Origin of the sequence: Vagococcus luciliae (genome assembly GCF_024637875.1) — a bacterium.
Classification (GTDB): Bacteria; Bacillota; Bacilli; order Lactobacillales; family Vagococcaceae; genus Vagococcus; species Vagococcus luciliae.
Map to the genome: position 1 here is coordinate 685,224 of NZ_CP102451.1, position 13,410 is coordinate 698,633.

Here is a 13,410-nt window from a genome sequence, read left to right on the forward strand (position 1 = left end):
GTGTTGTAACATTTTGTTTTATAGGAGGGAATCATATGAAAAAGTTAGTATTAGGTACAGTGATTATGGCTAGTTTGTTGGTAGGACAAATGGGTTATGCATCTGAATCAACCTCTACATCAAGTACAGATAATTCATCGAGTAAAGTACTAAGTTCCGAAGTAAATGATACAACAGAAACAACAACAGATGAATCAATTCCGGATGCATTAGCGATGACAAAATCTGATATTTTTTTATTAATGAATGACATGGTAAATGAGGGGAAACTCTCTCAATTTCAATATGAAGGATTGATTTCACGTTTAGAGAAAGTTAACACAGTAGAAGAGGCTACACTTGTTTATTCAGATGCAAATGATTTAGCAAAACAAAATAAAGAATTGTATCAATCATCATTTGATGAAAAAGTATATAATACCAAACATCAATTAGAGCTATTAGTTCAAGCTGGTCGATTAACACAGAAACAAGCGGATGAATTTGTTGCAAAAGTTGATAGTAGTAAAACGATTGATGCATTAGATGATATATGGGCTGAGATTGAAAAAGCGGTAGATAAAATATCAACAAAAGCCACAAGTACAATAGAAACGAATATAACAGAAACGAGTACAACAGAAAATGATAAAAAAACAGAAACAGTAGCTAAAATACCTAATTCTAGTGATAAACAATCAGCTAGTTTACCTAAAACAGGTGAAAAAAAATCTAGTGTTGGGCTACAATTAAGTTTAGTTGCTTCATTGTTCTTAGTAAGTATATTGATGAAAAGAAAATTATAGCAATATAAAAGAGTGTCACCAAAATAAAGGTGGCGCTCTTTTATTTTTTATTAGAAAAGATAATAGACAGGGATGCTTCGGGGTCAATACTAGTTAGTATTTTTTGATAATAATCAGTTGCTTGTTCTTGTAACCAATCGTGATTTGTATCAATATATTTAATTAATGTTTTATTACTCATCGCGTTGTTTATTAACTCATGAGTGTCGATGTCTTCAGTAATAAAACTCAAAAACTCGCCTTTGCTATTAACCACCTCAAACTTTGGATTTCTAATACCAACAACAATAAATTCTGGAATAGAAATATTATAAGTATTTGAAGAATGACTTGCCTTATTAATGGTTACATGACTGCCATCAAAACCAAGTTTAGCTTCAAAAGTTCCTTTAATATAAGCTGTTTTTTCGCTAAATGGAATTTCCATTCCCAAAAATGTTTTAACCTGACTCTTGTCATAAATATCAGTCACGCTTAGCCCTAATATAGCAACGTGGCTGTGCTTAGTCATCGCATTGACAATTTGTGTTTCATTAATTTTAGATTTAGTATGCTATATGTCACGATTGCCAGTAAAAATATCAAAAACCCACATACTTATTAATAAAAGGGTTAAACAGATAACTATCCATATGTGAATTTTTAATTTACCAAACTTTCGAATAATATTAGTCACTCTCCTTTTTATTTTTAGTGTACTATAATAATAACGTGATGTAGATGAAAATTACGAAAAAATTATACTACAAATTAATTATTTCTGTATTAATCATTAGGTGTTATGAAGCAGTTTAATGAATTAATAGTTAGGTTAAAATATATTTTCTCATTTTTTTATTAGATAACTTTTTAGTTTTTACTTGTCATGGATGATATGGTTTGCTATAATCGTAAAAAATAATTAAATAAGTATTAGAGATGAGGCGCATTGATCATTATTAGATAAAGTTTTGGAATCTGCAAATAACTTTATTGAAAGGGTGATATGCCGAAATATCCATGTTGTTGCAGTAGCATGGGTGTTGGATTTGTAGTTAATAGCTATAAGTCTGTCATTATTTTAAAAAAATAATGGGGTGCATCGCTTGTAGATAGTTAAGACAAGTTCATGCCCGTGAACTTGTCTTTTTTATTTTTTCGATGCCGATTAGGAGGAAAAATAAAATGACAAAACGAAGTGTCATTAAATTTGGTGGAACGTCGGTTGGAGATTTTTCAAAAATTAAAAATATAGCTAGTTATCTAGCAACCCGGGTAGAAAAGGTAGAAGAATTAGTTGTTGTCGTCTCAGCTATGGGAAAAACTACAGATGAATTATTAAAAAATGTCGATATGTTATCTAAAGAGCCTGATCAACATGATTTAGCCTTACTTTTAACCACTGGAGAACAACAAACTATTTCTTATATATCTATTGCATTAAAAGCATTAGGAATAAACACTAAAGCTATGACAGGGTTTCAAGCAGGGATAAAAACTAAAGGAAATTATATGAAAAGTAAAATATTAGAAGTGGATAATAATGTGTTTGAAAAAGCTTTTGAATCAAATAACGTGGTCGTAGTAGCTGGATTTCAAGGAATGAATGAGGCGGGTGAATTAACAACACTAGGTCGGGGGGGAAGTGATACCACGGCTGTTGCAATTGCGTCTTCTCTTGGCACACCGTGTGAAATTTATACAGATGTAGCAGGCGTTTATGGTACTGATCCACGATTATATTCTGCTAAGCGTTTAGATGTTGTCAGTTTTGAAGAAATGATGGAGATGAGTGCATTAGGTGCAGGAGTACTGGAAACAAGAAGTGTCGAAATTGCTAAAAATTACAATGTACCCATTTATTTAGGGCAAACACTATCAAATGAAAGAGGGACTTGGATTATGCCACAAGAAGATATTTTAGAGCAAAAAGCTGTGACAGGAGTAGCACTAGATAAAGACATGCATTATGTTACATTTAGTTACCCAAAAAATGATGCTACGTTATTAAAACAATTATTTACTCAATTAGAAAAAGAAGAAATTAATATTGATATGATTTCTCAAATTGTCAATACGGAAGGTTTACAAATTTCATTTACGATGAAAGATACAGATACGTTAGAGTTAAAACATATTTTTGATACCTTATATCAAGAATTTGCTGAATTGAACTATGTGGTGAAATCAGAATATGTTAAGGTGTCTGTCATTGGGTCAGGAATGCGTGATATGTCAGGAGTAGCTAGTAAAGTATTTATGACTCTGTTAGAAAATGATATCGAGTTTTATCAAGTCACGACATCTGAAATTAGTATTTCGTATGTAGTGGATAAGGCAAATGGTGTTTTAGCTGTTGGAAAATTATGTGCAGTGTTCGGTTTATAAAAGAGAGGAGAAAGAATGATGACTCAATTATTTAAAGGATCAGCCGTTGCTATCACAACACCATTTAGTCATGATGAAGTAGATTATGATACATTTGAAAGACATGTTAATTTTTTAGTAGATGAAGGAGCTCAAGCATTATTTGTTAATGGAACAACAGGAGAAGGGTCTACTTTAACAGAAGAAGAACGTTTAAACTTAATTCGGTTGTCAGTTAAAGCCTCTGATGGACGCGTACCAATCATTGCGAATACTGGAACAAATGATACCAAAGCATCTTTATCTCATTCTTTAAAAGCCAAAGAAGCTGGAGCTAATGCAATCATGTTGATTACACCTTATTATAATAAAACGAGTCAACGTGGATTGATTAAACACTTTAATTTAATAGCTGATGCTGTCGAATTACCAGTTGTATTATATAATGTTCCGTCTAGAACCAATATGACGATTGATGTTGAAACATTGGTTGAACTAGCTAAACATCCTTACATTGTAGCATTAAAAGATGCAACAGGTGATATGGAATATCTTAGCCAATGTAAGGCACAATTACCAAATGATTTTTCTATTTACAGTGGCAATGATGATTCAATTATTCCTTTTTTTGAGCGTGGTGGAGATGGTGTGATTTCTGTTATTGCTAATGCTACACCAAAAGCATTTCAAGACATTTATACAACCTATCAAACAAATCCAAAAGAAGCAAAAGCCTTATTTGAAAAAATTAAACCATTAATTAATAGTTTAAGCATCGATATTAATCCCATGCCAATTAAAGCATTAGTTAATTATGTAGGATACGCTGAAAACGAGATTCGCTTACCATTAGTTGAACTAGAAGAAGACGTGCGACAACCTATAATACAGGCATATCAAGAATTTAAAGGAGTGTAAGCTTATGGATATTATATTAGTTGGGTATGGAGCAATGAACCAGCGAGTGGCACACTTAGCAACGTATCGTGGACATAACATCGTAGGAATAGTGACACCAGCTGAAAGGGAACATCCTTATCCAGCATTTCAAATCGAAGATGATTTACCTCAAGCAGACGTCATGATTGATTTTTCTCATCCGGATTTGAGTTTACCAATGATTAAAAAAAATACAGGCATTCCATTAGTTGTCGCAACGACTGGTCAAAAAGAAGAGATTATCAGTGCCTTAGCAGACATATCAACCACAACTCCCGTTTTCTTTAGCGCCAATATGAGTTATGGTGTCCATGTGTTGACGGAAATTATAAAATACAGTGTGCCATTACTTAAAAATTTTGATATTGAATTAACCGAAAAACATCACCGTAAAAAAGTCGATGCACCAAGTGGCACTCTCGTGAAATTGTATGATGCGATTAAAGAAATCAAAAAGAATTCTTATCCAGTTTATGATCGACATGAAAAACATACACCAAGAGATGATGATGAAATTGGCATTAGTGTGATTCGTGGTGGCTCGATTGTTGGAGAACATGAAGTGTTATTTGCTGGTGAAGAAGAAACAATTCAAATTATTCACCGAGCACAGAGTAAAGATATTTTTGCTAATGGTAGTTTAGATGTAGCAGAAAAATTAATACATCAACAATCAGGATTTTATACATTTGATAACTTATAGAAAGAAGGGGTATTTTTGGAATTACAATCAGCTCAAGAGATTATTCAATATATTAGCGATAGTAAAAAGCAAACACCAGTAAAAGTTTACGCCAATGGAGAGTTTAAAGGAGTCGAATTTCCAGAAAGTTTTAAAGTGTTTGGTTGCAAATACTCAAAAACAATCTTTGCAGATTTCAGTGAATGGAAAGTATTCTATGAAGCTAACAAATCACTTTTTAAAGAGATTGAGATCGAATATGACAGACGCAATTCAGCCATTCCTCTGATTGACCAAACAAAACTAAATGCCCGTATTGAGCCAGGTTCATTTATCCGTGAACATGCGGTGATTAAAGATGGGGCAGTTGTCATGATGGGAGCTACAATTAATATTGGAGCGGTCGTTGGCGAAGGAACGATGATTGATATGAACGCAACACTTGGTGGACGTGCAACAACAGGAAAAAATGTTCACGTTGGAGCCGGCGCAGTATTAGCTGGCGTGATTGAACCACCTAGCGCGCAACCAGTTGTGGTAGAAGATGATGTGTTGATTGGGGCGAACGCCGTTATCTTAGAAGGCGTTAGAGTTGGCAAAGGAGCGGTTGTGGCTGCAGGCTCAATCGTGACTGAAGATGTCCCTGCAGGAAGTGTCGTTGCAGGTATTCCTGCCAAAGTGATTAAAAAAGTCAGTGATGTGAACGAATCTAAAATAGAAATCGTTCAAGCACTCAGAAAATTAAATGAAGAATAGTTGATAGTATAAATAACAGGAGATGATTGTGTGGTAGAAGAGTATTTGGTTAAAACGCGTCGCTGGTTGCATCAACACCCAGAATTAAGTTTGCAGGAATTTGAAACAACTGCTTTTATTAAAAAAGAGTTGGATAAAATGGGTGTAGCATATGACACGCCACTTGAAACAGGCGTTGTGGCTTATATCAAAGGAAGCGGAGATAAAAGTATTGCGTTTCGAGCAGATATAGACGCGTTACCCATTCATGAAGAAAATGAGGTAGAGTATCGCTCACAAGTAGATAATGTCATGCATGCATGTGGACATGATGGTCACATTACTATGCTACTTGCGTTTATTCAACGTGTAAAAGAATTATCTGAAAAAAGCCCATTAAAATCAACTGTTTATTTTATATTTCAACCAGCAGAGGAAACATATGGTGGGGCAAATATCTTACTAAACCAGTATCAGTTTGATATGACACCATCGTTTGTTTTTGGTTTACATATGATGCCAGACGAAAATGAAGGAATCATATTGTCCAAACCAGGTCCAATTACTGCTAGTGCAACAGAATATCGTTTTTTTATTAACGGATTGTCAGCCCATGTTGCTAATAAAGAACAAGGATACTCTGCAGGAGAAGCCTTGCTAACCGTATTGAATCAATTATCACAATTACAGCATTATCATCTTGCCGGGTTACACCAAAATATCATTCACATAGGTTCATTTAAATCAGGAGAAGCCATTAACACTGTTCCGTCAAAGGCTTATTTAGAAGGGACGATTAGAACATATAGCCAAGACGATTTAGACATTGTGAAAGAACAAATGACACGAATAAAAGAGGCAAGTGAGTTATTAACAAATTGCTCAATTGAGCTTGTTTTTTCTGAAGGGTACCCGTCGACTATTAACGACCCAGTTGCATATGAATTAATGAAAAAAGCAAGTATGGAGACTAGTTTAACTTGGATTGAAAAAGATGAGCCTTATTTATTTGGTGAAGATTTTTCATTTTATCAACAAATTGCCCCAACTTCTTTTGCTTTTTTAGGTTGTCGAAATGAGGAAAAGGGATATGTAACAGGGTTGCATACATCGACACTTAATTTTGATGAGCGAGTACTAGCAAAAGGTGTTGAGTTATATGAATCGATACTAACACAATTTGAGGAATGTTTATGACAGCAACTTTGACAGTAAATAAATCAATTTTTAAAGAGAATATCAAACAAGTAGTTGGAGATACTCCAGTGATGGCTGTGGTAAAAAATAATGCTTATAATTTTGGATTGGACTTTGCAATTGAGGTTTTTTTAGAAGTTGGAATAGAGATGTTTAGTACAACGTCTTTACGTGAAGCTATTAAAATTAGGAAAGTAGCACCGAAAGCAATGATCTTTTTAATGAATCCAGGTATTGAATTTGAAATATTAAGAAAATATGACATTCAAATGACTCTACCTTCTCTATCTTTTTATCATCAATACAAGGATGAGTTATCTGGGATTAAAGTCCATCTAGAATATGAGAACTTACTTCATCGATCAGGCTTTCATACGTTTGAGGAGATGAAGCAAGTTATACAAGAAAACAGTCAACTACCGAAAAAACAGCAACTCAATATTACGGGAATTTGGACGCATTTTGGTTATGCTGATGAATTTGATGTGAGTGAATATGAGATAGAAAAAGAAGCGTGGTTAACAGGGTTAAACGAGATGTTAACACAATACAATTTTCAATATATCCACGCACAAAATAGTGCGAGCTTTATGCGTGATGACTTGTTTGAGCATCATACCCATGTTAGATTAGGTATTGTTTTATATGGTTGTCGACCATATTCTAGTTTGCCAGAAAACGCCGTGAAACAGTCGTTGACCCTTAGTGCAAATGTTATCCAATGTCGCGAGTTAAAAAAAGGTGATTCGGCTGGTTATAGTTTTGCTTATACAGCGAAGACAGATACAACGGTTGCTGTAGTGGATATTGGATACGGAGATGGCGTATTGCGGGCACGAAGTCAATATGACTGTTTGATTAATGGAAAAAGATATCCCATACGAGCTCTTATGATGAGCCATTTATTAGTGGAAATTGATGAAGCAGTTAAACCGCAAGATAATGTGATTTTATATGGTGAAGATATCCGTATAGATGAGTATACATTTAAAGGAGTCGGAGCGAATTCGGAACAAATCAGTGCGTTGAACCACTGTTCTTTAGAAAGGAAGATAATTGGATGACACTAACTTATACAAATGGAGAACTAACTTTACATGGTCATAAATTAACAGATATTGCTAAAGAATACGGCACGCCTTTGTTTGTTTATGATGAAGTGGCAATTCGTAATCAGTGTCGGAGATTTCATACAGCACTGAAAGAATCAGGTTTATCTTATACTATTTCTTATGCCTCAAAAGCTTTTTCAGCTATTCAACTATTTAATCTAATGGCTGAAGAAGGGATGGGGCTAGATGTGGTGAGTGAAGGTGAATTGTATACTGCGTTGCAATCTAAGGTATTACCAGACACAATTCATTTTCATGGAAATAATAAAACTGATCGAGAAATTCGCTATGCGATTGAGTCTGGAGTAGAGTATTTTGTGGTAGATAGTTTATCAGAAATTGAACGACTAAACGAGCTAGCAACTAAAAAAGTTAAAGCATTGCTTAGAATCAATCCAGGTGTTGAAGCTCATACGCACGAATTTATTCAAACAGGACAAGAAGATAGTAAATTTGGGTTAAGTATTCAAAAAGGTTTAGCACTTGACGGTGTAAGAAAAATTGAGGATGCTGAAAATATTGAATTTATGGGTGTTCATTTCCATATAGGTTCTCAAATTTTTGAATCAACAGGAACGGTTGCCACCATTGAACAGGTGATAACTTGGTTATCTGATAATCATATTCAAGCTCAAGTATTAAATATTGGTGGTGGGTTTGGTATCAAATACACAGATGAGGATGTTAGCTACCCTATCGAAGAGGGGATAAAAATCATTACTGATACACTTAAGTCAGCCTGTCACGCAGTTGGTTATCCTGTTCCAGCAATTTCTTTGGAACCAGGTCGCTCAATTGTTGGTGAAGCAGGTGTTACACTTTATGAAGTAGGAACGGTGAAAGATATCCCTGAAACGAATTATTATGTATCGATAGATGGTGGGATGAGTGATCATATCAGAACGGCACTTTATGGAGCAACCTACGATATACTGCTAGCAAACCGAGCGGAAGAATATGATAAATTGATGACAGTGGCTGGAAAACTGTGTGAGTCAGGTGATATCATAAGACGTGACATAAAATTACCGTCAAGTGTTCACCGTGGGGACTTACTTGTGGTATTATCAACTGGTGCCTATCATTATAGCATGAGTTCGAATTATAATCAGATGTTAAAACCCGCTGTGGTATTTGTGACACCAGAAAAAGTTCGTTTAGCGGTGCGACGTCAGACACTAGAACACCTTATCGCACAAGATGTAAGATAAATGAAAGAAGAGAAAATAATGGAAGAAACAAGATTTAATACACGAGCAACCAATTTAGAGGTACCAGGGACGAGAAAGTTTTCTAATCAAGTTAAAAAATACGATGATGGTGTTGATTTAACATTGGGACAATCAGGTTTTGATACACCAGAATATATTAGAGAAGCTATGATTGAAGCCATTAATCAAAATAAATTACGTTATACACATAATAGAGGTTTAATTGAATTAAGGGAAGCTATCTCGCAATATAATAGGAAACGATTTAATGTGACATATGACGCTGAGACAGAAATTATTGTGACTAACGGTGGATCTGAAGCGATTGATAGTGTGTTACGAACAATTCTTGAAGACGGGGATGAAGTAATTATTCCTTGCCCAACGTATTTAGCATATGAGCCAATTACTAAACTTCAAGGTGCAAAAACAGTTTTAGTTGATACAACAAAAACAAATTTTGTTTTGACAAAAGAAGCATTAGCTGATGCTATCACACCGAAAACAAAAGCCATTATCTTTAATTACCCAACAAATCCAACAGGGATGATTCCATCATTGGAACAAATGAAGGAATTAGTTGATGTATTGAAGGAGACAGATATATTCATTTTAACTGATGAAATTTATTCTGATAATGTGTATGATGGAGAGTTTCATTCTTTTATGGAGTTTTCAGAAGTTAGAAATCAATTATTTGTGATCAATGGATTATCAAAATCTCACGCTATTACTGGAGGAAGAATCGGATATATTCTAGCCCCACCTCTTGCAACGGAACATGTGACAAAAGTTCATTTATATAACTCTGTGTGTGTAGCTACTCCGTCACAGTATGGAGCAATTGCAGCTTTTACAGATGCAACAGGGCCAGTAATCTTATCGAAAATGAATGAAGCTTATAAAGAGCGTCGTGATTTTGTTTATAAACGTTTAAAAGAGATGGGATTATCAGTTGAATTACCTAAGGGAGCATTCTACATTTTCCCTGATATTTCTGAGTACAATAATGATTCTTTTGAATTTGCAGCAGAATTATTAGAAGCAGAACATTTAGCTGTAGTACCTGGGAAAACATTTTCTATTTATGGAGAAGGTCATATTCGTTTGTCTTTTGCATGCACAATGGAAGAATTAGTAGATGGTTGTAAACGACTTGAAAGATTTCTATCAACATATAGAAAAAGAAGCTAAACAGAATCATACTGTTTAGCTTCTTTTTTTTTACATATACATAGTGGTTAAAAGGAGTTGTTTACTTATTATTAAATAAGTAAATAAAAGTTTGCTAGGGTTACTTCGTTAGTACACTAACATTATATAGTGAAAATGTGATGAAATTATGAAGAATAGTTTCAGAATAAGAATTTCTACCTAATGCTATTTATATTGATACTATCAGATAGAGAGATTAAAAGCAGTTTTTTTAAATCTTTATTTTGTGAAAAAATATTTTAAAATATTGTTTATCAAGGATACTTATTTAAAACAACTGCACAATTTGATTTTTTTGATTAACTAACTTTGTGTTGAAAGCGTAAACAAAAAAACGCTATGTCCTGTATAATAAAATCAGAAACAAGGGGGTAATGATGATGGATGATCGAACTAAGATGATTTTAAGTGAGGTCATAAAAAATAAATCATTAACAGTGGAGGGGATAGCTAACAATAATGGATTAACACGTTATCAAATAGAACATGTTTTATATAAAACTAATATTCTTTTACAGGGTAAAGGGTTAGGAAACATTATCATCAACGATCAAGATAAGTTAGATTTTCCAAATGAATTTGATCATTTTTTAGTGGAATATAATATATTGTTAGATGATATGTATTTCATTTCTAGTCCAAAAGAAAGAGCACATATGTTAATTATTATTATGTGTACAGTTTCGGAAGATCTATCAGCAAATTATTTTTCAGAAGAATTTAGGGTGAGTAATAATACGATATTTAATGATTTAAAAAAAGCTAAGGAAGAAGTTAACCATTTTGAATGTTCTATAGAATATTCTAGAAGATCCGGATATGAAATAAGAGGAACAGAATGGAATATCAGAAATTGTATGTTACAATCTATTAATTTTATGATGAGAAATAAACGAGGAGCATTACTTTTAAAGCATTATATGAAAATAACGGTTACTGAATTTAATTTATTACAGATGCGTATAAAAGCGATTGAAAGTGAGTTAAAACTGTATTATGCAGAAGAAAGTTATCATCATTTAGTTTATTTTTTTATTGCAATTTTTAGAAGGTTTAATCAATTTTCTACCTTAGAAGATATTTTTTTTGTTGGTTATGAAGAGTTGTTGGATACTAGAGAGTTTTTGTTGATGGATGAATTTACTGAAAATTTAGAATTATCAAAAAGTGAAAAGATGTATATGGCACTACATTTGTTATCTAGCAATATCTATCATATTGAAAAAAAAGTTGATGATGAATTACCAGAACTAACACGTGCTATTGAAATGTTTTTAGATGAATTTCAAAGGAAATCTTGTATAGTATTTAAAAATAAAAATGAATTAATTAGTCGGATATTTTTTCACTTAAAACCTGCTTATTATCGAATTAGATATCGATTAAGTACACCATATAAAATTATACCAACTATAGCACGTGAATATAGTCATATATCGGTATTAGTAGAAAAATCAATTCAACCGATTGAAAGTTTTTTAGAAAGTGATATTCCAGAGATAGAAATAGATTTTTTATCAATTTTAGTTGCAGCGTATATAGATGAAAAATCAAATCCCAAATTTACAGAAACAAGAGCAGTTATTGTCTGTCAAAATGGAATTTCTATGTCAGTTTTATTTTCTAGTATATTAAAAAAAATGTTTCCACAATTTTATTTTTATGAAGTGATGAGTATTAAAGATTTTGAATTATTGGATAGTAAGTCTTATGATATTGTTTTTACAACGACTTTTTTAAAGAATGAAAAACCTATTTATTTGATTAAAAATCTAAATACAATCGATGACTTTAATGATTTACGTAATAAGGTGATACTCGATTTTTATAAGATTGGAAATTCAGAAGTCATGTTATCACAGATTGTCAATTTAATAGAGAAACATACAGATAGTTTTGACAAAATTAATTTTATACCCAGTATATTATCATTATTCGGGGAGTATGATAATAGCTTTGGTATGAATCACTTTGTCCCGGCTACAAAGAATATTACAGATATATTAACGCCATCAAATATCATAAAAGTTAATCATCATCTAAGTTGGCAAGAGGGGTTAGAAATAGCAGGTAATAATTTACTTTTAAAAAATAAAATATCACCTGAATATTTAAAAAAAGTTACAGATAGTTATAAAGAATTAGACAGCTCGATTGTATTAAGAGGAAATATTGCTATTCCACATAGTATTCCTGATTACAAGTCTACTTTATCAATGTCTTTAGTTATTTTAGAACAACCAATAGTATATGAAGATGGAAAAGAAGTACATTTTATTTTATTTATATCTACTCCTAATAAAGAAGAGCATATCAATGCTTTATTACAAGTATATGAGTTGGCGGGGGATGATAGTTTTTTAGAAGAAATACAAAAAATGACTTCAGAAGAAATATATGAAAAATTAGAAAAATATAAATTTATAGAAAGAGAGTGAAAAATTTGAATTTTTATTTATCTGAAGAATTAATTTTGAAAAATGAGACATATGACGTTCAAAAAGATTTGTTTGAAAATATAGGTAATTATTTATCTTTAAAAGGATATGTTAAAGATAGTTTCATTAATGAAATACAAAAAAGAGAAGAAAATTTTCCAACAGGATTAGAACTTGATGGTTATGGTGTTGCTATACCACATACTGACCCAGAACATATAAAAAGAGAATTTTTATGTCTAGTAACGTTAGAAAAACCAATTGTATTTCAATCTATGGCAGATAAAAATAAAGATGTTTTGATAAATACTGTCTTTGTATTGGGATTTAAAAAAGCTGAACATCAGCTTTTGATGCTTCGAACATTGATGAATCTAATTCAAGATAAAACTTTTATTGAGAATCTTAATAGTAAAGAAAAACATGAAATTATTAAATTAATAGAAAATACAGAGGAGAATGTAAAATGAAAAAACGTGTATTAGTAGCTTGCGGAGCAGGTATTGCAACATCAACAATTGTAATGGATCGTATTGAGAGATTACTAAAAAGAGAAGGAATTGAAGCTGATTTAATGCAGATTAAAATTGTTGAAGCTAAAAAGTTACAATCAGAAGCGGATATATTAATATCTACTACTATACTGCCTACAACGTACGATATTCCTGCTATTGTAGCTACGTCATATATCACTGGTATTGGAATAGAAGACATCGATAATCAAATTATTGATATTTTAAAATAACAAAT

At 32.5% G+C, this 13,410-nt stretch carries 13 protein-coding genes and 1 riboswitch; of the genes, 12 read left to right on the top strand and 1 reads right to left on the bottom strand.

Annotated features, from left to right (window positions below; translation table 11 throughout):
* The first annotated feature begins 35 nt into the window (after positions 1-35).
* Positions 36-785, top strand: a complete 750-nt coding sequence (locus tag G314FT_RS03615) for an LPXTG cell wall anchor domain-containing protein (protein ID WP_257702089.1) — start codon at positions 36-38, stop codon at positions 783-785.
* Between the two features lie 40 nt (positions 786-825).
* On the opposite strand, the gene G314FT_RS03620 is transcribed toward G314FT_RS03615, so the two are convergent.
* On the bottom strand, positions 826-1,257 hold the full coding sequence (locus G314FT_RS03620; protein ID WP_257702090.1) for a hypothetical protein: 432 nt from the start codon (positions 1,255-1,257) through the stop codon (positions 826-828).
* 438 nt (positions 1,258-1,695) lie between these two features.
* Positions 1,696-1,875: riboswitch (Lysine riboswitch) on the top strand.
* A 74-nt stretch (positions 1,876-1,949) separates the two neighbouring features.
* Between G314FT_RS03620 and G314FT_RS03625 the strand changes: the two genes are divergently transcribed.
* From G314FT_RS03625 to G314FT_RS03675, 11 genes are all read left to right on the top strand, one after another.
* Positions 1,950-3,152, top strand: a complete 1,203-nt coding sequence (locus tag G314FT_RS03625; RefSeq protein ID WP_257702091.1) for an aspartate kinase — start codon at positions 1,950-1,952, stop codon at positions 3,150-3,152.
* Positions 3,153-3,170: 18 nt separating this feature from the next.
* On the top strand, positions 3,171-4,049 hold the full coding sequence (gene dapA / locus G314FT_RS03630; RefSeq protein ID WP_257702092.1) for a 4-hydroxy-tetrahydrodipicolinate synthase: 879 nt from the start codon (positions 3,171-3,173) through the stop codon (positions 4,047-4,049).
* Between the two features lie 4 nt (positions 4,050-4,053).
* A complete protein-coding gene (dapB, locus tag G314FT_RS03635) occupies positions 4,054-4,773 on the top strand; it encodes a 4-hydroxy-tetrahydrodipicolinate reductase (RefSeq protein ID WP_257702093.1) in 720 nt (239 codons plus the stop codon).
* A 15-nt stretch (positions 4,774-4,788) separates the two neighbouring features.
* Positions 4,789-5,508 carry a 2,3,4,5-tetrahydropyridine-2,6-dicarboxylate N-acetyltransferase gene (gene dapD, locus G314FT_RS03640; protein ID WP_257702094.1) on the top strand — a complete coding sequence of 240 codons (720 nt, stop codon included), beginning with the start codon at positions 4,789-4,791 and terminating at the stop codon, positions 5,506-5,508.
* A 30-nt stretch (positions 5,509-5,538) separates the two neighbouring features.
* Entirely contained in the window at positions 5,539-6,684 is a 1,146-nt protein-coding gene (locus tag G314FT_RS03645; protein WP_257702095.1) for a M20 metallopeptidase family protein, read from the top strand.
* The gene (gene alr / locus G314FT_RS03650) at positions 6,681-7,748 is read left to right on the top strand and encodes an alanine racemase (RefSeq protein WP_257702096.1); all 1,068 of its coding nucleotides are present in this window, start codon (positions 6,681-6,683) and stop codon (positions 7,746-7,748) included. Before G314FT_RS03645 ends, alr begins: the two co-directional genes overlap by 4 nt.
* Entirely contained in the window at positions 7,745-9,007 is a 1,263-nt protein-coding gene (gene lysA / locus G314FT_RS03655) for a diaminopimelate decarboxylase (protein WP_257702097.1), read from the top strand. Before alr ends, lysA begins: the two co-directional genes overlap by 4 nt.
* An 18-nt stretch (positions 9,008-9,025) precedes the next feature.
* Entirely contained in the window at positions 9,026-10,201 is a 1,176-nt protein-coding gene (locus tag G314FT_RS03660; RefSeq protein ID WP_257702098.1) for an aminotransferase class I/II-fold pyridoxal phosphate-dependent enzyme, read from the top strand.
* Between the two features lie 401 nt (positions 10,202-10,602).
* Positions 10,603-12,660 (top strand): BglG family transcription antiterminator, encoded by a 2,058-nt coding sequence (locus G314FT_RS03665; RefSeq protein ID WP_257702099.1) that lies wholly within the window; start codon positions 10,603-10,605, stop codon positions 12,658-12,660.
* Between the two features lie 5 nt (positions 12,661-12,665).
* Complete coding sequence (locus G314FT_RS03670) at positions 12,666-13,130, top strand: PTS sugar transporter subunit IIA (RefSeq protein ID WP_257702100.1); 465 nt, start codon at positions 12,666-12,668, stop codon at positions 13,128-13,130.
* A complete protein-coding gene (locus G314FT_RS03675) occupies positions 13,127-13,405 on the top strand; it encodes a PTS sugar transporter subunit IIB (protein ID WP_257702101.1) in 279 nt (92 codons plus the stop codon). The genes G314FT_RS03670 and G314FT_RS03675 overlap by 4 nt, the downstream gene beginning before the upstream one ends.
* Positions 13,406-13,410: the final 5 nt, after the last annotated feature.

Bases quoted from the DNA above. Each gene is read 5' to 3' on its own strand.
- G314FT_RS03615 (WP_257702089.1), top strand. From the start codon at position 36: ATGAAAAAGTTAGTATTAGGTACAGTGATTATGGCTAGTTTGTTGGTA.
- G314FT_RS03625 (WP_257702091.1), top strand. From the start codon at position 1,950: ATGACAAAACGAAGTGTCATTAAATTTGGTGGAACGTCGGTTGGAGAT.
- dapA (WP_257702092.1), top strand. From the start codon at position 3,171: ATGACTCAATTATTTAAAGGATCAGCCGTTGCTATCACAACACCATTT.
- dapB (WP_257702093.1), top strand. From the start codon at position 4,054: ATGGATATTATATTAGTTGGGTATGGAGCAATGAACCAGCGAGTGGCA.
- alr (WP_257702096.1), top strand. From the start codon at position 6,681: ATGACAGCAACTTTGACAGTAAATAAATCAATTTTTAAAGAGAATATC.
- lysA (WP_257702097.1), top strand. From the start codon at position 7,745: ATGACACTAACTTATACAAATGGAGAACTAACTTTACATGGTCATAAA.
- G314FT_RS03660 (WP_257702098.1), top strand. From the start codon at position 9,026: ATGGAAGAAACAAGATTTAATACACGAGCAACCAATTTAGAGGTACCA.
- G314FT_RS03665 (WP_257702099.1), top strand. From the start codon at position 10,603: ATGGATGATCGAACTAAGATGATTTTAAGTGAGGTCATAAAAAATAAA.
- G314FT_RS03675 (WP_257702101.1), top strand. From the start codon at position 13,127: ATGAAAAAACGTGTATTAGTAGCTTGCGGAGCAGGTATTGCAACATCA.